The following is a 21,279-nucleotide window of genomic DNA, read 5'->3' as shown; positions in this document are numbered from 1 at the left end:
CTTCAGCTGCTTCTGTCCTCTTACATGAAGAGCCGAGAAGCACGCGCTACGAACTCACTGGGTCGAGCCTGGTGCGCTACTCACGCGCTCATCAAGTCGGGATTCGCGTCTTACTTCAGTGAGCCTTCACCTACGCTAGCCTGCGCTGCTGCCCAGAATGCCTCGCGCGCCACTCCGGCATTGGCGCGATTTCGATAGAGGCGAACTTCTAGATCGACATGCCATTCGCTCGAAGCTGCAACGACGAGTCCTCCGCGTTCCAAGTCGTCGCGAACTAGCAGCTTTGGCAACCAGGCCAATCCGCGGCCGTCAAGCGCCATTGTGCGAAGCACTGAGGCGAGATGCGCGGTCAGAACGTATTGATGGTGAAGCCGCTCGATGGCAGGGCCCCTTAACGTTCTCAAGATGCGTCCCAAACCCGATACTTGGCTGTAGCCTAGGAGATGGACGCTGGCTTTGGCGTTTCCACCGTCTAATTTGTGTAGCGGAGCTCCGCGCTCGTCCGGCGCTGATACTGGAACAAGTTGATCCGTCCCAACCAACAGACTGAGGAAGTTTGCCTCGTCCAGCTCGCCGCGCACGCCGCTATGAGCGTGTGCCAGCATGAAATGCACCTCGCTCTGCGCCAGTAAGCCGACGCATTTCTGCTGCACATCCGACACCAGCTGAATTGGCCCCATGCTGGCGTGCGCCTCCAGCGTCCGAAGCCAGTGCGGCAAAAAGGTGAATGACAAAGCGTGTGTCGAGGCAAACCGAAGTGTCGAAGACGTAGCCTCAGCAACAGCGCGAGCCTCGCCAGGCATGCCGGCGACCTGCGCTTGCAGGCCCTGTGCGGCTACGCGAAACCATTCACCAACCTCGGTGACTCGGGCCGGCTGAGAGCTTCGGTCGAAGAGCTCCGCGCCCAACCATTCTTCCAACGCGCGGATGCGACGGCTAAACGCCGGCTGGGTCATGTGTCGCTCTTCCGCAGCGCGCGAAAAGTTGCCGGTGGCGGCCAGTGCATTGAAGTCGTCGACCCAGGAAAGGTTCATCGTCATGACGGTGCTTTCAAAGCATCAAAAACAAGAAAAGCAGCATTGGTCAAACGCCTCCGCCGCGCGGATCATAGGCCTGTTTTAAAGCAGGAGCCACCAATGAAGATCGTCGAGATTCGAGAAAAAACCCTCCCCATCAGTTCACCGATTCGCAACGCGTACATCGACTTTAGCAAGATGACCCTGAGCCTGGTCGCAGTCATCACCGATGTGATCCGCGACGGAAAGCCAGTGGTGGGCTACGGGTTCAACTCCAATGGCCGCTATGGTCAGGGCAAGCTGATGCGCGAGCGCTTCATCCCGCGTGTGCTGGAAGCTGACCCCGCTTCGCTGGTCGACGACGCAGGCACCAACCTCGACCCGCACAAGATCTGGAACTGCATGTTCACCAACGAGAAGCCCGGCGGTCACGGCGAGCGCTCGGTGGCCATCGGCACCATCGACATGGCGGTGTGGGACGCGGTCGCCAAGATCGAAGGCAAACCGCTCTTCCAGCTGCTGGCCGACCGCTACGGCGACGGCAAACCCAATCGCAAGATATTCGTTTACGCCGCTGGTGGCTACTACTACCCCGGCCAAGACCACAAGAAGCTGCAGGATGAGATGCGCAGCTACATCGACCGCGGTTACACGGTGGTGAAGAAAAAGATTGGCGGCGCATCGCTCGACGAAGACCTGCGCCGTATCGACTCCATCATGGAAGTGCTGCAGGACGGGCAGAAGCTGTGCGTCGATGCCAATGGCCGCTTCGACTTGGAGACCGCGATCGCCTACGCCAAGGCGCTCTCCCAGTACGACCTGTTCTGGTACGAAGAGCCGGGTGACCCACTGGACTTCGAACTGCAGGCCGCCCTGCGCAATTTCTACAAAAACCCGATCGCCACGGGGGAAGACCTGTTCTCCATGCAGGACGCGCGCAACCTGATCCGCTACGGTGGCATGCGTCCCGACCGCGACTGGCTGCAGTTCGACTGCGCGCTGAGCTATGGCCTGGTCGAGTACCTCAAGACCCTGGATATGTTGAAGGAACACGGCTGGTCGGCCAGCCGCTGCATCCCGCACGGCGGCCACCAGATGTCGCTCAACATCGCCGCCGGCCTGGGCCTGGGTGGCAACGAGTCCTATCCCGACCTGTTCCAGCCTTTCGGTGGTTTCCCCGACAACGTCAAGGTTGAGAACAGCCACGTCACGCTGCCCGACTTGCCTGGTATCGGTTTTGAGGGGAAAGCGGACCTCTACAAAGTCATGCGCGAGCTCTCCGCATGAGTGACTCTCCGGCCGCGCACGGCGGTGTTTTGCATCAAGCCGCCGCACATGGTGCGTTGGCTGAGTGCGAGCAACTTCTCGCGGCCGGCGAGGACCCGAATCAACTTTCGGATGACGGCCATACCGCGCTGCACCTTGCAGCCAAGGCGGGACATGGCGCCGTTGTTCGGCTGCTGGTTGCGAGGGGCGCGGATCCCAAAGCTTGCACTTTTCTGGGGAACACGCCTCTCCATGGGGCGGCATACATGGGGCAGCTGGAAGTGGTCTTGGCGCTGCTTGATTCTGGCGCCGACCCTGCAATAAAGAACCAGCAGGGCCAGACGGCTTGCGACCGTGCGCGGGCCTGTGCCAAAGAAGATGTCGTCCGGGCCTTGTCCGGATGGAGCAATGGACTTGATAAGGACCAACAATGAGACAGATCGTTCTTTTGTGCGCCGCTATGGCGTTGGCGACTGGCGCCACAGCACAGGCATGGCCCGGTAACCGCCCGATCAAAGTAATCGTGCCGTTCGCTGCTGGTGGTAACGCGGACCTGACGGCCCGCCTTATAGCCAAACAGCTGGCCGAAGGCCTCAAGACCCCCGTTGTCGTAGAAAACCGCTCTGGAGCCAATGGCACTCTTGGCCTTGAGGCAGTGCGCCAGGCCGCGCCTGACGGCTACACACTGTTGGTGTCGCCTAGCAGTCCGCTTGTCGTCAATCCGGTTTTATACAAGAAGGTGCCCTACGACAGCTTGAAGGACTTTGAGCCGATCAGCCAGATCCTGACGTACCAGTACGTGCTCGTCGTGCCGTCTGCGTCTCCAGTGCGCAGCTTGTCGGACTTGGCTGCGGCCGCACAGGCCAAGCCCGGCGAGCTCACATACGGTTCGTCCGGTATTGGCGGCGGCGGCCACTTGGCCGGCGAACTGCTAGCTCTTCGGTTGGGCGCAAAGCTCAATCACGTTCCTTACAAGGGGACCGCCCCCGCGTTGGCCGACTTACTTGGTGGTCAGCTGTCATTTACCTGGGATACGGTGATGACTGCAGTGCCGCACGTCCAAGGAGACAAGCTTCGTCCGCTGGCCGTTTCAGGCGGAACCCGCGCGGGATCTTTTCCCAAAGTGCCCACCATGAAGGAGCTGGGCTACAAGGACTACGACATCACGCAGTTCATCGGCCTGCTTGCCCCTGCTAAAACGCCCTCGCACATCATCGAGCGTCTGAACGCAGAAGTTGAGAAGGCCGTGAAGGCACCGGAGGTGATCAAGGCGCTGAAGACAGAGGGTGGCAACGAACTGGTTACCAGTACGCCCTCACAGTTCAAGTCGTTAATTTCTAGCGAGCTGGAGTTTTACCGCAAGCTCGTGAACGATGCACAGATCAAGGCCGAGTGATGTACGAAGTGCACGTACTCGTTCAGGGGTACCCTGGTCGTTCCGTTTGTCACGGCGGGCTTGGCTGGAGCACCGTCACGCTCTTACGCGGTGAAGGCCGTTCGATCCTGGTGGATACAGGCGGCTACGCCACTCGCCCCGAAATCGGCAAGCAACTCGCGGCGTTGCGTGTTTCGCCCTCTGACGTCACCGATGTCGTCTTGACGCATACGCACCACGACCACGCCTGCAACTTCACGCTATTTCCGGAGGCTACGGTCTGGATTGGCGAGAAGGAGCTGGAGTGGGCAGTAACGCAGAAACCAGGCTTCAATCCCCTGGCGGAGCTGCATGTGCGCGAGCTCGCTTCGCTTGACCGAGTCCAACGTCTTAAAGGTGGACAGACCTTTTTGGGCCATTTCGAAGCGATAGAGGTACCCGGTCACACGCCGGGCCATCTCGCCTACCACTTCTCTGCTCATCCTCAATATCTGCTGTTCACGGGTGATGCCGCGAAGAACCGCGCCGAGCTGCTATCTCAAGACGTTGCGATGACTCTTGATGCCGAGCAGAGCGCACGCAGCATTGAGACGATCTGGCGCTATTGGCGCGCTCATCCAGACACGGTCCTTATTCCCGGCCACGACTTGAGCATGCGGCTGGATTCCGAGGGGAAACCCGAGTACCAGGGCACGCGCCGAGCCGGCATTGAGGCCTGGTTCTCAGAAACGTTGGAGACCACGACCTTCTTCGACCTCACAGGAGGTAGCAAGGTGGGCGTGGGCTGCCGCGAAGCATGACGCAGCACTCTAAGCACCGCGTCAAAAATTCACTCAAGACGGAGACAAACATGAAGATGATTCTCAAATCCCTGCTGGCGACCACAATGGTGGCTACCGGTACCGCTGCACTCGCAGACTATCCTGACAAGCCCATCACTCTGGTGGTGCCATTCGCCGCAGGCGGCCCGAGCGACAAGATTGCACGAGACTTGGCGGAGGCCCTGCGCGGTCCCCTCGGCGTGACCGTTGTGGTGGAAAACGCAGGAGGAGCGGGAGGAACTATCGGCTCCTCCAAGGTCGCTCGTTCTGCGCCTGACGGCTACACGCTTTTGGTGCACCACATTGGTATGGCTACGGCGCCAGCACTGTACCGCAAGCTGAGCTACAAAGTTCCGGAGGATTTCGAGATGCTCGGCCTTGTGAACGAGGCTCCTTCAGTAGTGATTGCTAAGAGCGCACTGGCGCCCAGCAGTTTCAACGAGTTGCGCGGATGGCTTAAGGACAATGGGAGCAAGGTGAACCTGGCACATGCCGGGCTTGGTTCTGCCTCGCACCTGTGCGGCCTGATGCTGCAAAACGCTCTGAATCAAAAATTGACCACCATCGCTTACAAGGGTACGGGTCCGGCAATGACGGATCTTATGGCTGGTACCGTCGACTTGATGTGTGAACAGGCTACGAACGCAGTGCCGCAGATCGAAAGCAAACGTGTGAAGGTGTACGGAGTGACCAGCAAGCAGCGCTTGTCAATCCCCGCGCTGAAGGACACACCCACGCTAGACGAATCGGGCCTCAAGGGCTTCGACGTGCAGGTTTGGCACGGCATGTATGCGCCTAAGGGAACGCCTCCCGCAGTGGTCACGAAACTTAACTCCGCGCTGCGCGCAGCGCTGAAGGATCCGCAGCTGATTCAGCGACAGGAAGCGCTAGGCCTCACTTTGATCAGCGATGATCGACTGTCGCCTGCAGGGCATCGTAAGTTCGTTGAGAAAGAAATGGCACGCTGGGCAAAGGTCATTCAGGAGGCCGGCGAGTACGCTGACTGAGAAGCCTTTTTTGCTCGCGGCCCATCCATCAATTTTGAGGATGGGCTTCGCAAGCCCGGCGCCTGTGGCACCGGGCTTTTGTATCTTAAGAATGTGCAGTAAATGTCCGATCTCTCGACCTCCGACTTGCAGCGCGCCGAGCTGCGTCGCGCCGCCCTGGAATATCACGAGTTCCCGATCCCCGGCAAGGTGTCGATCGCGGCCACCAAGCAGCTCACCAACCAGCGCGATCTCGCCCTGGCCTACTCGCCCGGCGTGGCCGCCCCCTGCGAAGAAATCGTGGCGCAACCCGGTCAACGCCTACAAGTACACCGCCCGCGGCAACCTGGTGGCGGTCATCACCAACGGCACGGCCGTGCTCGGCCTGGGCGACATTGGCCCTCTGGCGGCCAAGCCGGTGATGGAAGGCAAGGGCGTGCTTTTCAAGAAGTTCGCCGGCGTCGATGTGTTCGACATCGAGATCAACGAGAAGGACCCGGTCAAGCTGGTCGAGGTGATCGCGGCCCTGGAGCCGACCTTCGGTGCGATCAACCTGGAAGACATCAAGGCGCCGGACTGCTTCTATGTCGAGCGCGAACTGCGCAAGCGCATGAACATCCCCGTGTTCCACGACGATCAGCACGGCACCGCCATCACGGTGGCGGCGGCGATGCTCAACGGCCTGAAGGTCGCGGGCAAGGACATCGGTCAGGTCAAGCTGGTGACCTCGGGCGCGGGCGCGGCGGCGCTGGCCTGCCTGAACCTGCTGCTCAAGGTCGGGCTCAAGCGCGAGAACGTGTTCGTCACCGACCTGGCCGGGGTGGTCTATGAGGGCCGAGAGGAACTCATGGACGACGACAAGCGCCAGTACATGCAGAAGACCGACAAGCGCAAGCTCGCCGAAGTGATCGTCGGCGCCGATGTGTTCCTCGGCCTCTCGGCCGGCGGCGTGCTCAAGCCCGAGATGGTGGCGTCGATGGCGGCCAAGCCGGTGATCTTCGCGCTGGCAGACCCGAACCCCGAGATCGCACCCGAGGACGCGCACGCGGTGCGCAACGACGTCATCATGGCCACGGGCCGCACCGACTACCCGAACCAGGTCAACAACGTCCTGTGCTTCCCCTACATCTTCCGCGGCGCGCTCGACGCGGGCGCCTCCACCATCACCGATGAGATGGAGATCGCCGCGGTGCACGCCATTGCCGAGCTGGCGCAGGCCGAGCAGAGCGAGGTGGTCGCGGCGGCCTATGCCGGCGAGAAGCTGGCCTTCGGTCCCGAGTACCTGATCCCCAAGCCGTTCGACCCGCGCCTGATGATGAAGATCGCGCCGGCCGTGGCGCAGGCCGCGGTCGACAGCGGCGTGGCCCAGCGGCCGGTGCCCGACATGGCGGCCTACCGCGAGAAGCTGCAGAGCTTCGTGTTCGCCTCGGGCACCATCATGAAGCCGATCTTCTCGGCGGCGAAGGCCGCGGCCCGCAAGCGCGTGGCCTACGCCGAAGGCGAAGAAGAACGGGTGCTGCGCGCCTGCCAGATCGTGGTGGACGAAGGCCTGGCCCGTCCCACGCTGATCGGCCGCCCGGCCATCATCGCCCAGCGCATCGAGAAGTTCGGCCTGCGCCTGCGCGAGGAACTGGACTACGACGTCGTCAACGTCGAGCAGGACGACCGCTACCGCGACTTCTGGCAGACCTACCACCGCATGACCGAGCGCAAGGGCGTGACCCAGCAGCTCGCCAAGATCGAGATGCGCCGGCGCCTCACGCTGATCGGCGCCATGCTGCTGCACAAGGGCGAGGTGGACGGCCTGATCTGCGGCACCTGGGGCTCCACCCAGCACCACCTGAAGTACATCGACCAGGTGATCGGCAAGCGCGAGGGCGGCAGCCCCAGCACCGCCCAGGACGTGCGCATCTACGCCTGCATGAACGGCCTCATGCTGCCCGGCCGCCAGGTGTTCCTGGTCGACACACACGTCAACTACGACCCCACGCCCGAAGAGCTGTGCGAGATCACGGTGATGGCGGCCGAGGAAATGCTGCGCTTCGGCCTGCAACCCAAGGCGGCCCTGCTGTCTCACTCCAACTTCGGCTCCAGCGACGAACCCAGCGCCATCAAGATGCGCCGCACGCTGGCGCTGCTGCGCGAGCAGGCGCCCTGGCTGGAGGCCGACGGCGAAATGCACGGAGATGTGGCACTGGACCCCAACGCGCGCCACACCTTGATGCCCAACTCCACGCTGAAGGGCCCCGCCAACCTGCTGGTGCTGCCCAACATCGATGCCGCCAACATCGCCTACAACCTGCTCAAGACCGCGGCGGGCGGCAACATCGCGGTCGGGCCGGTGCTGCTGGGCGCCGACAAGCCGGTGCACATCCTCACCGCCAGCGCCACCGTGCGACGCATCGTCAACATGACCGCGTTGACCGTGGCGGACGCCAACGTTTCACGCCAATAGCCGACAGAATGCAGGTTGCTGTTATCAAGCGCAGCATTGCATTGAAAGTTGTAGCGTCTTGCAAGAGGGGCTGCGGAGCTTGAAGCTGTCGATGCGGTGACGCCGCCAACCATTGGTTGCAAATCGCGCGGGGCCTGTAGTGGGTGATCCAGGACCGCGCCTTTTGCGTAGATTGAAGGACGACCATGAACTTCATCTGGCTTGACGATTTTCTAGCCTTGGCATCTACGGGCGATCTCTCGCTTGCAGCCAAAGAACGGAGTGTCTCTGCTGCATTGTTCACTCGAAGAATTCGCAAGCTTGAGGAATGGGTTGGCGCGGATCTGGTAGAGCGCAGTGAACATCCGCCGAAACTTACGCCCGCAGGGCAAAGATTCGTCGGTGCGGCACGAGATCTTGTCTATCGCGCAGCTCGGATGTCCGAGGAAGCGAGAAGCAATCTTAGCGAGGGCGACACCGTCTTGCGCATAGCTTGCACGCACGCACTTTTCCTAAACTTTTTACCTAACTGGCTGCACGGCCTTGGAACTGCATCGCTGTCTCCTATGCTCAGGATTGCGGATGTCCTATCGCATTGCGAGTCAATGTTGGAGCACGGCGTAGCGCAGTTTGTCATTAGCCACTCTCATCCAAAAGTGCGTGGCACTCTTCATGGCGAAGCATTCAAGTCCGCTCTCGTGGGCCACGATGAGCTGCTCCCAGTGAGCACTCCCACGGGCGATGGTCTACCTGTATTCGCGCTAGTTGGCGCGAGGCAACCTGTGGAAGTTCTCGCCTACGCAGTCGACTCGGGATTCGGTCGAATACAAGCGGCTGTTCTTGGAAGTCAGATGGAGACAGCAAGCTGCTCAGTCGTAGGGACAGTAAGTGTCGCCTCCGAGCTTCGAAAGATGGCGATGGCCGGAGCAGGGTTGGCGTGGCTTCCACGAAGCACCATAGAGGACGATCTCCGTGATGGTGCGCTTGTGCTCGCGGGAACCCAAGAATGGACGATACCTTTAGAGGTTCGAATCTATCGAACCCGCCAAGATTTGCCTGGCAATGCTGAGGCATTCTGGGACGCACTGAAGCTGAACTGAGAGTAGATATTTGGCCGCTTTCACGAGACTTCGCCAAAGTGCTCGTAAGCGCTGTTGAGCGGCTGTTTAGCGAAGTACCGGTGCGAAGCTAGTCCCAGCTTTCAAAGCATCAAATTCAACAAAAACAGCATTGTTCAAACGGGAACTGATTCGCGACCATAGCGTTCCTTTGATCGAAAAAGGAGTCGCAAAGACATCGCAACTTGAAGGTTCCATACCACCCTGAACTGCCCATCGGCGTGCCGATGCACGCAAAGCCGTCGCGTCCACCTACGGGCCTCGCCGACTAGCGCGTGCAGCGCCGCTAGTAAAACAAATTGGAGACAACGATGAAGAAGATGAACTCGAAACGCTTGCAACGAATGGCCGGCCCCGCCACGCTAGCTTTTGCAGCAGCACTCACAGCTTGCGGAGGAGGTGGTGACTCAGCGCCCCCCGCTAGCGACCCTCCCCCTGTTGTGGTTCAACCTGAAATTCCAGCCAGTCCCGTGACACTCGAACGAGCGACCGTGACAGTGAATGGCGTGGAACGCAGCTTCTTCATGTATGCGCCAGCAAACATTGCGGAGCTGCGAGAGTACGACGCGCGAGGCGTACGCATCGTGATATCTCTGCACGACAACGGACAAGACGGCCAGATGAACGCCGATCGCACGCGCTGGAGTGAGGTTGCCGATACGCACGGATTCATTGTTCTCTTTCCCAACGCTGTCGACAGAACCTGGAACGTCGGGTCAGCTGACGAGTTGGCTTTCATCAATGCTGCTTCCTCCGCCATGAAGACGAGGTTCTCACTGGCGTCGAACGCACAGATGTACTTGACCGGCATCGGCTCCGGCGCGGCCTACGCTCATCAACTTGCTATCGTCGCACCAGAACTTGCTGGCGCGGTTGCCGGCGTTGGAGACGTCGCGCCTGCACCGACCTTTGAACTTCCCGCAGATCAACGCCCTGTGTCAGCTATGGCCGCATGGATAGTCCGTACAAACAGTGCCCCGCTTAGTTTGAACGAGATCAAGCAAGTTGCTTACTGGAGCAACGCAAATGGCGCATCGGGTGTCACTGGTACGGACTCCACTCCGGCGCTGGACACAGTTACGTACGCTCACCCGAGCAACGAAGTACAAGCCGTAAAGGTTTCTACCCTCCGCGCCGGCGTAAGAGGTGAGTCCAAGGCGGTGAGCGAGCAGATATGGACAGAGATGTTCGACCGAACGATCCGTTTCCCGGATCACACGGGGACCAACGGGACACTCCACCGCAACGAGTCAATTGCTTCCATGAAGCTGCTCGAAACCACAAGAGATTTCACCAATGGCCCCCGGCGCTTCTTGACATACGTGCCTGCTAATTACGACGCGCTGGTTGCGGGCGGGCGGCGGGTCCCTGTCCTGTTTTCCTTCCATGGCCGAAACGGGTCTGCGCGGTATCAATCCCTCATTACGGATTGGAACAAGGTGGCTGACGACAATGGTTTCATTGTGGTTTATCCACAGGGCATTGGAGCAACCTGGAGTACGTCGATGGACCCGGATACGCGTGACGTGCGCTTCTTCTTGGACCTTCTAGCTCATATCAGGGCGACATATGCAGTGGACGATACTCGCTTGTATCTCAACGGCTCGTCGATGGGCACTGCACTGACAAACCGCATCGCCGTCCAGTTCCCTGAGCTCTTCGCTGCGATAGCACCTTGCTACTCGGGCCACTTGAGCGCAGCCAACTATCAAAATGCCATCGTTAAGACCAACGTGCCCTTGCCGGTATGGCAATGTCGCGGTGGGGATGAACCTCCTACCAGCTTCCCTGGCGGAACGGCTGGCGAGACAGCTGCGCGCAACTTCTGGCGGGAGACGGTCAACCGAAACATGGGTCCTTTCACCCTTCAGGTTGACGGTCGCAACCGTACAGAAATCTGGAGCGACGGCCTTGCTGAGTACCGTTGGCAGGTCACCGACTACGTTCCGCACTTCTGGCACCCTGGCCAAGCGCGAAAGATGTGGGACGAGATGTTGTCTCGATATAGCCGTGCACCAGATGGAACCTTAGTGCGTCGCTAAGAACTCATTGCGGGGCGGCGCTGGTCGCCCCGCAATGTGTCGGGAGTGATAGATGTGGCGACAGCAAGTGTCAAAAGGCGCTCAAAGTCGCTGTGTCCGTTGTCGAGAATCTCAAGAACATCTGCCGCAGCGTCGTTGGGGATCGAAGCAGCCATCTTCGATGGTCTCAAGAACCAGATGGCCTTCGCGCCCCCATACGTAGGTCGACTCCCGATCAGCCATCGCTCGTTCCTGCCAAAAATCGGGTTGACCGGATGTGCGCACATAGTGATCGGCAGACGCGGTTTCGATGTGGTCTGCCAGTTCATCACCCGGAATACACGGCAGCGTCTGCCCTCAGTACGAGCACGCGCTCGGCTGCCCGTCCTTCTCGATCTTCTGAGCAAGGTAAACCTCTCAGGCGCACGTGAAGCACATGCGCTTCCGATCGTCCTCATCTACGGTCATGTCTTCTCCTGCCTCCCGTTTCTGCGGTAATCGTTCCCATCGAGCGATGAACCGAACTTAACCGGACCGGCGCACCCTGTTGGACAACAGTGTGAGAAGCCAAGGACGTCCGTCGTTGGCCGTAGCAGCCATTCGAGCGCGAACGGTGAATGTCGGACTTCAGTCTGAACCAGATCTTTGAGTGTGTGGAGCTGCAGCAAAGTGCGCCGCTGTTTGCGCGACTTTGTGGCCTCGATCGATAGCCAGGTTGAAAGTTTGTCTGCGTAGGGATCGAGCTTGCTGGAGCTCGCACGCTTGGCGTAACGGGGCTCTTCATCGCCCGCCCGCAGGTACTTCTTAACGGTGTTGCGAGCCAGGCCTGTACGCCTGGAGATCTCGCGGATGGACATCTGCTCGCGCAGTGCCCAGCGTCTTATGACACTCAAAGTCGCCACGTCTATCACTCCTGAAATCTCCTGCTGCCAAAAGCAGCAGGATAGGGTTCTTACGTGGGTCAGCTTTCAATGGAAATTGCAGCTCTAAGTGGGTCAGTTTTCAGTGGAAGACAACAAGCAGAACTTCAGCGTGTGCTGTATGAGAACGTGATTCGGCTCAAATCCGATGCAGTGCACTTCGGTGTCCGCTCTATCGGCGCGGAAACCGTCAACGGCCGTGCGCGTCTGCTGCTCGACGGAGGCGGAGCCGTCGAAGGCGACGTGGTTGTGGGCTGCGACGGTGCACATTCCCGTGTGCGCCAGTCACTCTTTGGCCCCGCACCGGCCCGCTACACGGGCGCGAATGCATGGCGCGGTCTCGCTCCCATGAGCAAGCTCAAGCCACAGCACCGTCAACCGCTGGCGTCCACGTGGATCGGCCCGACGGCGCACGTGACGACCTATCCTGTTCAGCGCAACGGCGAGCAGTTCGTCAGCTTTTCCGCGCAAGTGGACAGCCCGGACTGGCAGACCGAGTCTTGGTCTGAGCGCGGTGAGCTTTCCGACGCGCTGAAGGACTTCGACGGCTGGCACCAGGACATCCTGGACCTCTTCATCGAATCGGAAAACCTCTTCCGATGGGGTCTGTTCGTGCGCGACCCGCTCGACACCTGGTCCAAGGACCGGGTCACTCTGGTGGGCGACGCCTGCCATTCGATGACGCCCTACCTGGGCATGGGCGTCAACATGACCATTGAGGATGCATACGTCCTTGCGCGCTGTCTGGAGGCGTCGCCTGACGATATCGAAGCGGCACTGAAGCGCTACGACGCCGCTCGCGTTGAGCGCACGAACAAGACGAAGGCGAGTTCGCTTGCGATGCTCGGCATCTTCCATAGCCCGGAACTCGAAAAGATCGACACAGCGCGCCAATACATTCAAAAGGAATGGTCGCCGGATGCTGTACGTGAGCGCTATGAATGGCTCATCACGTACGACGCGACCACGGTGGAGATCTAACCCTATGACGGATAGCACCAATAGTTCGCCCGTCCATGGGACGGCATCATTCCTGAAGAAGAGCAAGCCATCTATCGTCAAGCCGGCTGGGGCACGCCCAGCGGTATTGGCCTGCGACCGGCGCTGCTCGTCATCGACGTCCAGTACCGTTCCATGGGCGACGCTCCGATGCCGATCCAGCAAGCCATCGATCACATGTCCACAAGCTGCGGTGAGTACGGCTGGCGCGCCGTACCTCACATCGCCCAACTGCTTAAGGTGTTCAGGGATCTGCGTGCGCCAGTGCTCTATCCCTATGTGGCGCCCAAAGGGGAGCACAACCGTGGTCAGTTCGAAGCGAAGGTGCCAGGGGTGATGGACGTGCCTGAGCGAGGATACGATTTCGTCGCTGAAGTTCAGCCCCTGCCCGGGGACATCAAGATTCCAAAGTTCCAGGCCAGCGCCTTCCATGGAACGGCGCTTACAAGCTACCTTATTGCTCAAGACATCGATACGCTCGTGGTCACAGGTTGCACCACTAGCGGTTGCGTGCGTGCGACCGTAGTGGATGCTTGTGCACTCAACTTCAAGGTCGTGGTCCCGCAGGACGCCGTTTACGACCGCTCGCAGACATCGCATGCCGTGAACTTGTTCGACATGGCAAGCAAGTATGCCGACGTCATGCCCACGGAAGAGCTCGTGCAGCGACTGCGCGCCCAGCTCGGGTCGCGTCAATCCTGAAGGCATCCGGGTCGCCACGCGCCGAAACATCCGCAGCTCCCAGCGATTGGCTCGCCCGAGTCAGGGAGCTTGATCGGAGTGAGCCTCCACCTTCGCTTCTACTTGCGACGGCTATTGCGAACTGAGATCGGGCCGTGCGACATCTCGGGCGTCAGCGCACAAATTTTTCTAAACGATCCGGAGAAAAGATGGATGGACGCGCATTGCGATGACGGACAGACTTTGATCTGTGCGAAGTGGCAGTTCGTGCTACTCATGCACTTACTCTGGGTAAAACGGAATGATGACAAAAGGAATGAACGACATCGGTCATTCAGGCGAAGCTCAGCTGCATGAGGACAATGAACCCGGTGAGGGTTGGAGAGCTGTCTTCAGTAAGTCGGCCTGCTTCTTGGCTCGCCAATAGGCGAGGTCCGAAATGCTGTCAGCAGCTTCTCTTCCTCTACGCGTTGACTCAATCGATGCCATGGACGAGCTGGACAAGGCTGCTCGTCGCCACTACACAGAATGTGGTGGGGGGCGCATTGTTTGGCGGAGTTGGGGTGAAGGACGACCAGTGCTACTTCTTCATGGAGGGTCAGGCAGCTGGACGCATTGGGTACGAAATATTGCTGCGCTGTCGTCTCAAGGTCGCTGCGTATGGGCACCAGATCTCCCGGGTTTCGGTGAGTCAGCTACGCCGTTGAATGGCAATGACGCCGACGCTGTTGCTGACTGTTTGTCGCTCAGCCTTCCCCATGTGTTCGGGGATAACCCAATCGATGTCGTCGGCTTCTCCTTTGGAGCATTGGTAGCAGGATTTCTAGCCGCTCGCGACCCCGCTCGCCTGGCGCAGCTGGTACTCGTTGGAGCTCCGGCATTGAGTAGGGCGCCGCATCCCCATATCGACCTGAGGCCTTGGCATACGGCGGAACCTGGAGAGGCGAGGCGCAACGTGCATAGGCACAACCTTGGCGCTTTGATGCTTTCTCAAGCTCGTGCGATTGACGAACTCGCCGTAACACTGCACGCAGACAACGTTGTGAGAGATCGCATGACTGCACGGCGTCTGATATTTGGAGACGCGCTGCTGCGGCTTCTCCCTGAGATTCAATGTCCGGTCGCTGGTATCTGGGGAGCTGAAGACGTCGTATACCGTGGTCGCCTCGAGCTCATTGGCAACGCGCTAGCGCATGCGCCACGAATGCAGCAGTTGGCGCTTGTCGCACAGGCAGGACATTGGGTGCAGTACGAGCGTCCTGCGGCGTTCAATGAAATTCTTAAAAACATCCTGCACCATCAGCCCGCCACGACCTGACCACTTGGTAGCAAGTGCGGGATGGTCATACGGTGCTCGAACGCAGAGTTTCCGCATAGTCGCCCCCCACCAAGTTTGGAGGGTGGCAGTGGACTTCACCCTGCATTTCTACTACTTGGAAGAAGAGCAACGATGGACAACCTTGACCTGTTGGTTTTACGTTCATTGAGAGACTGGCGCCGCGACAACAAGTCCGCTTGGCTCGTCACGGTTGTGGGAACCTGGGGGTCATCGCCTCGACCCGTAGGTTCGGTGCTCGCGTTGCGTGATGATGGCAACGTGGTTGGTTCTGTCAGCGGTGGATGTATCGAGGATGACCTGATCGTGAAAGCCACGGCCCCTAACCACGGCGCAAGCCTCTGTTCAGAGTCAGGAGGACCTTTGATTCTGACCTACGGTGTGTCCAGCGATGAGGCTCACAGGTTTGGCCTGCCTTGCGGCGGAACCATAAAACTGATGATTGAGCCCAATCCCCAGCTTGAACCTCTTGAACGATTGGTGGATGAGCTGGGGCGGGGAGGACTCATGCATCGCCGTGTGAGCGTCCTTGACGGTGACGTGCTTCTCACACAAGCGGAGAATCCGGACGAGCTAGTCTGCACGAATGATTTCGTGACCAGCACCTTTGGCCCGGAATATCGAATGTTGCTGATAGGAGCTGGGCAACTGACGGAGTACTTGGCGACTATGGCGGCCTTCTGTGGGTTCTCTGTGACGGTTTGTGACCCAAGGGTTGAGTACACCGAGTCTTGGTCCGTACCGGGGGTGACCTTGGTGAAAGGCATGCCTGATGACGAGGTAGTGTCTTTCAGACCAGATCGTCGTAGCGTCGTCATCGCACTCACTCACGACCCCAAACTGGACGACCTCGCTCTGCTTGAGGCCATCAACTCGGAGGCGCTTTATGTCGGTGCGATCGGGAGTCGCCGAAACACAGAAATCCGTCGGCAACGGATGCACGAGCATTTTGATGTTGCGCTGAGCAACCTGGGGAGGTTGCGGGCGCCCGTTGGTATCTTCGTTGGAAGTAAGACGCCCTCTGAGATCGCAGTGAGCATCATGGCAGAAGTCATAGCTGTGAAGAATGGGGTCGAGGTGCCACGCGAGATGATGGTCGCCTCGGCCAAAGACATGTTGAAGGTTCCAGAGCAGAGCGAGCTTTGACGACTTCTTAGTCAGCTAGTACTTGCAAGGCTGGAGCTCTCGTGTCTGTGGCCCGGAGCTGGTGTAAGGCTTTCAAATCGGGTCTTCGTTTGACTGGTGTGCCGTACGCTGAACTCTGTAAGGCTCAAGAACCTCCACGGTGGCCGTTTGTCCTGAAACCAGGCGCCTGTTAGAGGGGATCTCATCGAGCCTCACTCTAACGGGAACGCGTTGTGCAAGGCGGACCCAGCTAAAGGTGGGATTGACGCTTGTTAGCAGGTTGCTGCTGGTGCTGCGGTCCCGGTCACCGATGCCGGCGGCGATGCTCTCAACGGCTCCCGAAAGCGCAGGTGCCCCCATGGGGGTGACGCGTACCCTGTCTCCTGGTTGGATTCGGGCCAGCTTGTGCTCTTCGAAATAGCCTTCGACGTAGATTGATTCGGTATCAACTAAAGCCAGCGCTGGGTGGGCAGCACTTGCGTAGGCTCCTTGATGCAGGTCCAGGTTTGTCACTAGACCGGCAGTGGGCGCGCGAACCTCTGTGCGTTGCAGGTTCAGCCTGGCCCTGTCCACGGCAATTTCGGCCTGCCGGAGGGCGGCTTCGGCCAACTGGAGTGCGCCTTGCGCGTTAACGACCTTTAGGCTTAGCTGTTCTCGGTGGTCCGGCGCACTCCCATCGCTTAGTTTGGACAGGCGACTGCACTCACGTTGTGCTTGGGCAAGAGCAAGGCGCTGATTCTTGATCGCGATACGCCGTACGACAGCATCGGCTTCGGCTTGGTGGAGTGCCAGTTCGAAACGGGCGCTGTCTACAGAAAACAGCAAAGTGCCGGCAGCGACAGGCTGGTTGTCGTGCACTGCAACTACTTTGACGATGCCAGAAACATCGGGTGCAACTTGCACCACGTCGGCGCGCACACGGCCATTGCGAGTCCACGGGGCGCGCTCATAGTGGTCCCATAGCTTATAGCCTGCCCAGACGGAGGCCATCACTGTGAGAAGCGTGACAAGCACACGGATGACGGGAAGGGGAGGAAGGGAGCTGCGCAAAGAGAGGGTAGGGGTGTCAGGTTTCATAGGCGGTGGCGCAAGCGCGGGTTTGAAGCTAAGTGCTGGCGCCGGGGAACCACGCCAAGATATAAAGAACGAGGATGTAGAGTGCAAGGTCAAACAGCGCGGGATGCCATATCCATCGGTAAGCGCCAAGGCTTGCCAGAGGGCGGCGAATTAGCCATGTGCACACCAGCGCACATCCCGCCAGCAGCAAAAGAGACGGCAGCTGCAGGCCGAAAAAATTTACTTCGGTCATGGTGGAAGAGTGGCGGGCGCCGACGGAAAGAGGTTGCGTCTAAGGCCTACGAGTGCCGCGATCACGGGCCGGTCAGCTTTTTCGGTTACGGCGTTCAGGAGCAGCCGGTCAACTTGCGGCAGCAACGACTCAACCCGAGATGGCGCGCCAGCAGCCTGTGTTTGCAGCATGAGAGCTAACTCCCTTAAAAGGCGGCTGGTCGGCTCTACTGGAAGTCGCTCACGATGAAGTTGAAGCGCGACGATGTCCGCTCCCATGCGCAGCTCGCGCAACGCGTGGACTGCGGCAACCTCGATTGCCTCAGGGCCATGGGGGGCCAAGCGCGGTGCGAGTAGGGAAATTCTGTCCAACATTCGACCGGCGTATGCATCACGGGAGGATGTGTCATGGGGATGAGAAGCCAGCTTGGCAAGATCCTTCCAAGTCGATCGTCTTATGCGCTCGGCAGTCCAATCGGGGCCGACGCTACGCATAAGCGCGGTGACGCGTGCCGCGATCGCTGCACCTACAAACAAGGCCAGGTTGGTACTGATGAAGCTCACCAAATCGGCGGTGGCTGTATCTTGGAGGGCGAGGGTCCCAGCAACGCCGAAAAACATGCCTAGGGCGTTCAAGGAACTAGCCGGGCGCGCCATGTAGCACCCGATCACCAGGAAAAGAGGTGCGATGCACAGCACCAGCATGCCGAAGTCACGGGCCAGCGGCATGACCCCCAATACACAGAAGGCGGAAACGGGCAATGACCAAAGAAGTGCGACGATGAACTTGTGCATCGCTGGCACAGGGTCGTCCATGGTGGCAAAGAAGCTGCAGAAGACCGCAGCGCTCATGGCCATGGCCGATCCTGAGGGCCAGCCAGTAGCGATCCAGAGAGCACACGACATAACGGTGGACAGAACTGCAGCAATCGCCGAGCGCATGGCGAGTCCTCTATCCAGATGCAACACACGGCGACGCATTGCTTTTGTCCGATGTTTTGGTGCAACGTTGCCGGCAATGCCTTCGTCGATGCTACGTCGCAGTTCGGTGCAAGCATGCCAATCGGTTACTAAATCGCCCATGCGGGTTGCCAGGTCGATGCGCAGCGCGCGAATCCAGGGAGTGGGCGCTGGACCGTCTGCTACTGCTGCAAAGGCGGCGCGTGCCTCGTCTATTGACGCTCGGGGCGCATCAGGGTCTAGCCACTCAGTGTGCAGGGCGAAGGCCGAGGTGATGTCGTCCGGAAGGCCTCCTGCGGCGTCCATAGCCTCCAAGCGATCTTCTACGGCTGACAGTGTTGGCATAAGCGCAGCTATGCGGTCCTGCAAGGCGTCGATAGAACTCCCCGTCCACCGTAGGTTCGTGGAGTCAAAAGGCACATGCGTGGACAACAGACGCAACTGTGTGATGTCCAGTGCCAGTTGCTGACGATCTGCCAAAGTACGCTTTTGAGTTGCCTTGACGGGCTTTGTAAGAAATAGATCGTGCAGCCATTGACGAGCATCACTCAACGCTCGGTCCATCACGCCAAGGATTGATGGTGCTAGGCTGACCGGAAGCGCACTTCCGTGGATCAGGCAGGCGCAAGAGATTCCCAATGCGATCTCGGTGACTCGCGTGATGGCAGTGTCGAACATCGCGGCGGGGGCCTCTACAAGGGGAAAACCAATCAGAGCAGCCGAGTAGCCAGCTAGCATGAGCAAGTAGGAGCGTGCACTTCTGTCCAGCAAAGAGAGGTATAGGCACAGCCCCACCCACAAGGACATGGCCAACGACAAGATCTCTGGTGATCCAGACAGTGAGGGAATGAGCATCACAGTGGCGGCGCACCCTAGAAAAGTCCCCAGGAGCCGGTAAAGCGCTTTAGAGCGCACGTTGCCTGCGATTGGATGGGCAACTATGTACGCAGTCATCACGGCCCAGAATGGTCGTGGAAGACCGAAGCGGCTTGATAGGTACAGCGCAAGCATGGCGGCCGCAAAACTCTTGAGAGAAAACTGCCACTCCTGTCTGGAAAATCGAACCGGCGCTATCAGCCGTTCGAGTGACCACGATGGCGTCGGTGTGGCGCCATCCTTGTTGCGAATCATTTGCATGTAGTGATGCTAGTCGTGGGCCATGAAAGGCTAAAATTGCATACTCAGTCAAATAGTTTCTCTTTTCAGCCATCCTGTGTGACCGCCAGAGATCGAACGCCGTCAGGCTCAAGCTTTGAGCTCGACTACGAGCCAGCCGTGCCCGTCCTGGCCCTTCGTGTCGATGTGGAGGCGCGTGAGCGCGAAGTCCCGATACATGAACACCGCTCTGGCCAACTTGTCATGGCGCTGCGCGGGGCTGTTTCTTGCGATGTGCCTGGTGCTTTGTGGATGGTTCCACCGCAGGCGGGTGTGTGGATTCCAGGCGGGATGTCGCACAGCAATCACAGCACGGCGAACGCAGTGATCTTCTATCTGTTTGTAGCTCCCGGTGCCGCACCACTGCCCACCCGTTGTTGCACACTGAGCATCAGCCCAATGTTGAGCGAGATGATCCAGTACATGGCAGTGCAACCGACTATGTACGAGCCTGGTGGGCCGACTGATCGACTCGCCAGCGTCCTGCTGGACCAACTCTGTGCGATGCCCGCAGAAGAGCTCTTCCTACCCATGCCTAAAGACGCGAGGCTCCGAAAGGTGTCTCGCGCCATGATGCGAGACCCTTCTGACCGACGTACCCAGAAAGACTGGGCTTGCGAGCTGGGGATGAGCGAGCGCACGCTGAACCGACTTTGTACATCTCTAACCGGCCTGAGCTTTGGCAGATGGCGCCGCCAACTGCACATGATTGTGGCGCTGCGTGAGCTGTCTGGTGGCGCGACCGTACAGCAAGTGGCCTATAGCCTTGGCTACGAATCAACATCTGCCTTCATTACGATGTTCAAGAAGGCGTTCGGAAAGCCCCCTGCAACCTACATCAACGATCGACTGCAGGCGGTGGCTTGAAGACTGCATTCCGATTGCGTTTGCGCTTTCTGCAGTTGGCGTGGGTGAAGCCGTGTCGGCGTGCTCACCTGTAGGCGCGTGCTTGCGTTACGCCGCCATCCACCACCACGGTGGCCCCCATTACGTAGTCGCCAGCGCGCGAAGCCAAAAATATCGCTGCACCTGCGATGTCTTCTATCGTGCCGATGCGCTTGGCCGGAATGTGCTCGGACAGCTCTTCCCCATGGTCGCGCGCATTGCGGTTCATCTCGGATGGAAACGCACCGGGCGCGATCGCGCTAACCGCGATGTTGTCCTTGGCTAGACGCAGCGCCATCCGCCGCGTGAGGTGAATCAAGCCTGCCTTACTCGCGACGTATGAGTAGTTTTCCTGCGGATTGAGTCCGATGCCGTCGGTCGAAGCGATGTTGATGACTTTGCCCACGCGAGTTTTGGCAGCGGTGCGCAGTGGCTCCGAAAGCGCCTTGGTCAAGAAGAAGGGGGTTTTCAGATTCAAATTCATCACCTTGTCCCAACCCCCTTCGGGGAAGGCATCGAAGTCTTCTCCCCAGGAAGCACCAGCGTTGTTGACCAGGATGTCCATCGTGGGCTCGTGCTGAGCGTAGGCCGCTGCCAATTCTTGGCAACCTGCGAGCGTGGACACGTCGTATGGAAGCGAGACGCAGTGACCACTCTTGGACAACTCCCGTGCTGCCAGGTCGCATGCTTCGGCCTTGCGTGCGCTGATGTAAACCCGCGCACCTTGAGCCAGAAACCCTTCTGCGATCATGCGGCCAATTCCTCGTGAACCACCCGTTACCAACGCCGTTCGGCCCTTCAACGAGAAAAGGTCTTGTGTATTCATAGCATGGCTTTCGTCGCGGTGTCGCTCCGCATCAAGGTGTTTCTCTTATCAGTTCCGGCGGCTAGGCG

17 protein-coding genes and 2 pseudogenes are annotated in these 21,279 nt (G+C 59.3%); 13 read left to right on the top strand and 6 right to left on the bottom strand.

What is annotated here, in order from left to right; genetic code table 11:
- Positions 1-110: 110 nt before the first annotated feature.
- Positions 111-1,040, bottom strand: coding sequence for a LysR family transcriptional regulator (locus tag ACFJGX_RS00500; protein WP_382323078.1), 930 nt, complete (start codon positions 1,038-1,040; stop codon positions 111-113).
- A gap of 96 nt (positions 1,041-1,136) precedes the next feature.
- Between ACFJGX_RS00500 and ACFJGX_RS00495 the strand changes: the two genes are divergently transcribed.
- The 8 genes and pseudogenes from ACFJGX_RS00495 to ACFJGX_RS00460 all read left to right on the top strand — a co-directional run bounded on the left by ACFJGX_RS00495 (position 1,137) and on the right by ACFJGX_RS00460 (position 11,058).
- The gene (locus tag ACFJGX_RS00495; RefSeq protein ID WP_382327528.1) at positions 1,137-2,303 is read left to right on the top strand and encodes a mandelate racemase/muconate lactonizing enzyme family protein; all 1,167 of its coding nucleotides are present in this window, start codon (positions 1,137-1,139) and stop codon (positions 2,301-2,303) included.
- Positions 2,300-2,716 (top strand): ankyrin repeat domain-containing protein, encoded by a 417-nt coding sequence (locus ACFJGX_RS00490; protein WP_382323079.1) that lies wholly within the window; start codon positions 2,300-2,302, stop codon positions 2,714-2,716. The genes ACFJGX_RS00495 and ACFJGX_RS00490 overlap by 4 nt, the downstream gene beginning before the upstream one ends.
- Positions 2,713-3,678 carry a Bug family tripartite tricarboxylate transporter substrate binding protein gene (locus ACFJGX_RS00485; RefSeq protein ID WP_382323080.1) on the top strand — a complete coding sequence of 322 codons (966 nt, stop codon included), beginning with the start codon at positions 2,713-2,715 and terminating at the stop codon, positions 3,676-3,678. The genes ACFJGX_RS00490 and ACFJGX_RS00485 overlap by 4 nt, the downstream gene beginning before the upstream one ends.
- Positions 3,678-4,457: an MBL fold metallo-hydrolase gene (locus ACFJGX_RS00480; RefSeq protein WP_382323081.1), complete on the top strand. Its 780-nt coding sequence runs from the start codon at positions 3,678-3,680 to the stop codon at positions 4,455-4,457. Before ACFJGX_RS00485 ends, ACFJGX_RS00480 begins: the two co-directional genes overlap by 1 nt.
- A gap of 50 nt (positions 4,458-4,507) precedes the next feature.
- A complete protein-coding gene (locus ACFJGX_RS00475) occupies positions 4,508-5,485 on the top strand; it encodes a tripartite tricarboxylate transporter substrate-binding protein (RefSeq protein WP_382323082.1) in 978 nt (325 codons plus the stop codon).
- A 102-nt stretch (positions 5,486-5,587) separates the two neighbouring features.
- A pseudogene (locus ACFJGX_RS00470) lies at positions 5,588-7,919 on the top strand (NADP-dependent malic enzyme).
- A gap of 185 nt (positions 7,920-8,104) precedes the next feature.
- Positions 8,105-8,998, top strand: coding sequence for a LysR substrate-binding domain-containing protein (locus ACFJGX_RS00465; protein WP_382323084.1), 894 nt, complete (start codon positions 8,105-8,107; stop codon positions 8,996-8,998).
- A gap of 329 nt (positions 8,999-9,327) precedes the next feature.
- Positions 9,328-11,058 carry an alpha/beta hydrolase family esterase gene (locus ACFJGX_RS00460; RefSeq protein WP_382327526.1) on the top strand — a complete coding sequence of 577 codons (1,731 nt, stop codon included), beginning with the start codon at positions 9,328-9,330 and terminating at the stop codon, positions 11,056-11,058.
- A 632-nt stretch (positions 11,059-11,690) separates the two neighbouring features.
- Here ACFJGX_RS00460 and ACFJGX_RS00455 read toward each other — a convergent pair.
- Positions 11,691-11,948: pseudogene (locus tag ACFJGX_RS00455) on the bottom strand (IS21 family transposase); the annotation flags it as partial.
- A 123-nt stretch (positions 11,949-12,071) separates the two neighbouring features.
- Between ACFJGX_RS00455 and ACFJGX_RS00450 the strand changes: the two are divergent.
- The 4 genes from ACFJGX_RS00450 to ACFJGX_RS00435 all read left to right on the top strand — a co-directional run bounded on the left by ACFJGX_RS00450 (position 12,072) and on the right by ACFJGX_RS00435 (position 16,119).
- Positions 12,072-12,938 (top strand): FAD-dependent monooxygenase, encoded by an 867-nt coding sequence (locus ACFJGX_RS00450; protein WP_382327524.1) that lies wholly within the window; start codon positions 12,072-12,074, stop codon positions 12,936-12,938.
- A gap of 153 nt (positions 12,939-13,091) precedes the next feature.
- Positions 13,092-13,658 (top strand): isochorismatase family protein, encoded by a 567-nt coding sequence (locus tag ACFJGX_RS00445; RefSeq protein ID WP_382327522.1) that lies wholly within the window; start codon positions 13,092-13,094, stop codon positions 13,656-13,658.
- Positions 13,659-14,124: 466 nt separating this feature from the next.
- Positions 14,125-14,955, top strand: coding sequence for an alpha/beta fold hydrolase (locus ACFJGX_RS00440; protein WP_382323087.1), 831 nt, complete (start codon positions 14,125-14,127; stop codon positions 14,953-14,955).
- 132 nt (positions 14,956-15,087) lie between these two features.
- Complete coding sequence (locus ACFJGX_RS00435) at positions 15,088-16,119, top strand: XdhC family protein (protein ID WP_382323088.1); 1,032 nt, start codon at positions 15,088-15,090, stop codon at positions 16,117-16,119.
- A gap of 72 nt (positions 16,120-16,191) precedes the next feature.
- On the opposite strand, the gene ACFJGX_RS00430 is transcribed toward ACFJGX_RS00435, so the two are convergent.
- From ACFJGX_RS00430 to ACFJGX_RS00420, 3 genes are read right to left on the bottom strand one after another with little or no spacing between them, the layout of a single operon-like run.
- A complete protein-coding gene (locus ACFJGX_RS00430) occupies positions 16,192-17,175 on the bottom strand; it encodes an efflux RND transporter periplasmic adaptor subunit (RefSeq protein WP_382323089.1) in 984 nt (327 codons plus the stop codon).
- Between the two features lie 28 nt (positions 17,176-17,203).
- Positions 17,204-17,407, bottom strand: coding sequence for a DUF1656 domain-containing protein (locus tag ACFJGX_RS00425; RefSeq protein WP_382323090.1), 204 nt, complete (start codon positions 17,405-17,407; stop codon positions 17,204-17,206).
- A complete protein-coding gene (locus ACFJGX_RS00420; RefSeq protein ID WP_382327520.1) occupies positions 17,404-19,482 on the bottom strand; it encodes an FUSC family protein in 2,079 nt (692 codons plus the stop codon). Before ACFJGX_RS00420 ends, ACFJGX_RS00425 begins: the two co-directional genes overlap by 4 nt.
- Before the next feature lie 138 nt (positions 19,483-19,620).
- On the opposite strand from ACFJGX_RS00420, the gene ACFJGX_RS00415 reads away from it, so the two are divergent.
- The gene (locus ACFJGX_RS00415) at positions 19,621-20,367 is read left to right on the top strand and encodes an AraC family transcriptional regulator (protein WP_382323092.1); all 747 of its coding nucleotides are present in this window, start codon (positions 19,621-19,623) and stop codon (positions 20,365-20,367) included.
- Positions 20,368-20,431: 64 nt separating this feature from the next.
- On the opposite strand, the gene ACFJGX_RS00410 is transcribed toward ACFJGX_RS00415, so the two are convergent.
- Entirely contained in the window at positions 20,432-21,211 is a 780-nt protein-coding gene (locus ACFJGX_RS00410) for an SDR family oxidoreductase (RefSeq protein ID WP_382323093.1), read from the bottom strand.
- Between the last annotated feature and the right edge of the window lie 68 nt (positions 21,212-21,279).

The organism is Hydrogenophaga sp. UC242_50 (genome assembly GCF_042697355.1).
GTDB lineage: Bacteria > Pseudomonadota > Gammaproteobacteria > Burkholderiales > Burkholderiaceae_C > Hydrogenophaga.
This window is presented reverse-complemented; position numbering and strand designations above follow the sequence as displayed.

Excerpts from the sequence above, each read along its gene's own strand:
- ACFJGX_RS00475 (WP_382323082.1), top strand. The coding sequence starts at position 4,508 with ATGAAGATGATTCTCAAATCCCTGCTGGCGACCACAATGGTGGCTACC.
- ACFJGX_RS00490 (WP_382323079.1), top strand. The coding sequence starts at position 2,300 with ATGAGTGACTCTCCGGCCGCGCACGGCGGTGTTTTGCATCAAGCCGCC.
- ACFJGX_RS00495 (WP_382327528.1), top strand. The coding sequence starts at position 1,137 with ATGAAGATCGTCGAGATTCGAGAAAAAACCCTCCCCATCAGTTCACCG.
- ACFJGX_RS00480 (WP_382323081.1), top strand. The coding sequence starts at position 3,678 with ATGTACGAAGTGCACGTACTCGTTCAGGGGTACCCTGGTCGTTCCGTT.
- ACFJGX_RS00430 (WP_382323089.1), bottom strand. The coding sequence starts at position 17,175 with ATGAAACCTGACACCCCTACCCTCTCTTTGCGCAGCTCCCTTCCTCCC.
- ACFJGX_RS00425 (WP_382323090.1), bottom strand. The coding sequence starts at position 17,407 with ATGACCGAAGTAAATTTTTTCGGCCTGCAGCTGCCGTCTCTTTTGCTG.
- ACFJGX_RS00500 (WP_382323078.1), bottom strand. The coding sequence starts at position 1,040 with ATGACGATGAACCTTTCCTGGGTCGACGACTTCAATGCACTGGCCGCC.
- ACFJGX_RS00410 (WP_382323093.1), bottom strand. The coding sequence starts at position 21,211 with ATGAATACACAAGACCTTTTCTCGTTGAAGGGCCGAACGGCGTTGGTA.
- ACFJGX_RS00435 (WP_382323088.1), top strand. The coding sequence starts at position 15,088 with ATGGACAACCTTGACCTGTTGGTTTTACGTTCATTGAGAGACTGGCGC.
- ACFJGX_RS00465 (WP_382323084.1), top strand. The coding sequence starts at position 8,105 with ATGAACTTCATCTGGCTTGACGATTTTCTAGCCTTGGCATCTACGGGC.
- ACFJGX_RS00460 (WP_382327526.1), top strand. The coding sequence starts at position 9,328 with ATGAAGAAGATGAACTCGAAACGCTTGCAACGAATGGCCGGCCCCGCC.
- ACFJGX_RS00445 (WP_382327522.1), top strand. The coding sequence starts at position 13,092 with ATGGGCGACGCTCCGATGCCGATCCAGCAAGCCATCGATCACATGTCC.
- ACFJGX_RS00440 (WP_382323087.1), top strand. The coding sequence starts at position 14,125 with ATGGACGAGCTGGACAAGGCTGCTCGTCGCCACTACACAGAATGTGGT.
- ACFJGX_RS00420 (WP_382327520.1), bottom strand. The coding sequence starts at position 19,482 with ATGCAAATGATTCGCAACAAGGATGGCGCCACACCGACGCCATCGTGG.
- ACFJGX_RS00485 (WP_382323080.1), top strand. The coding sequence starts at position 2,713 with ATGAGACAGATCGTTCTTTTGTGCGCCGCTATGGCGTTGGCGACTGGC.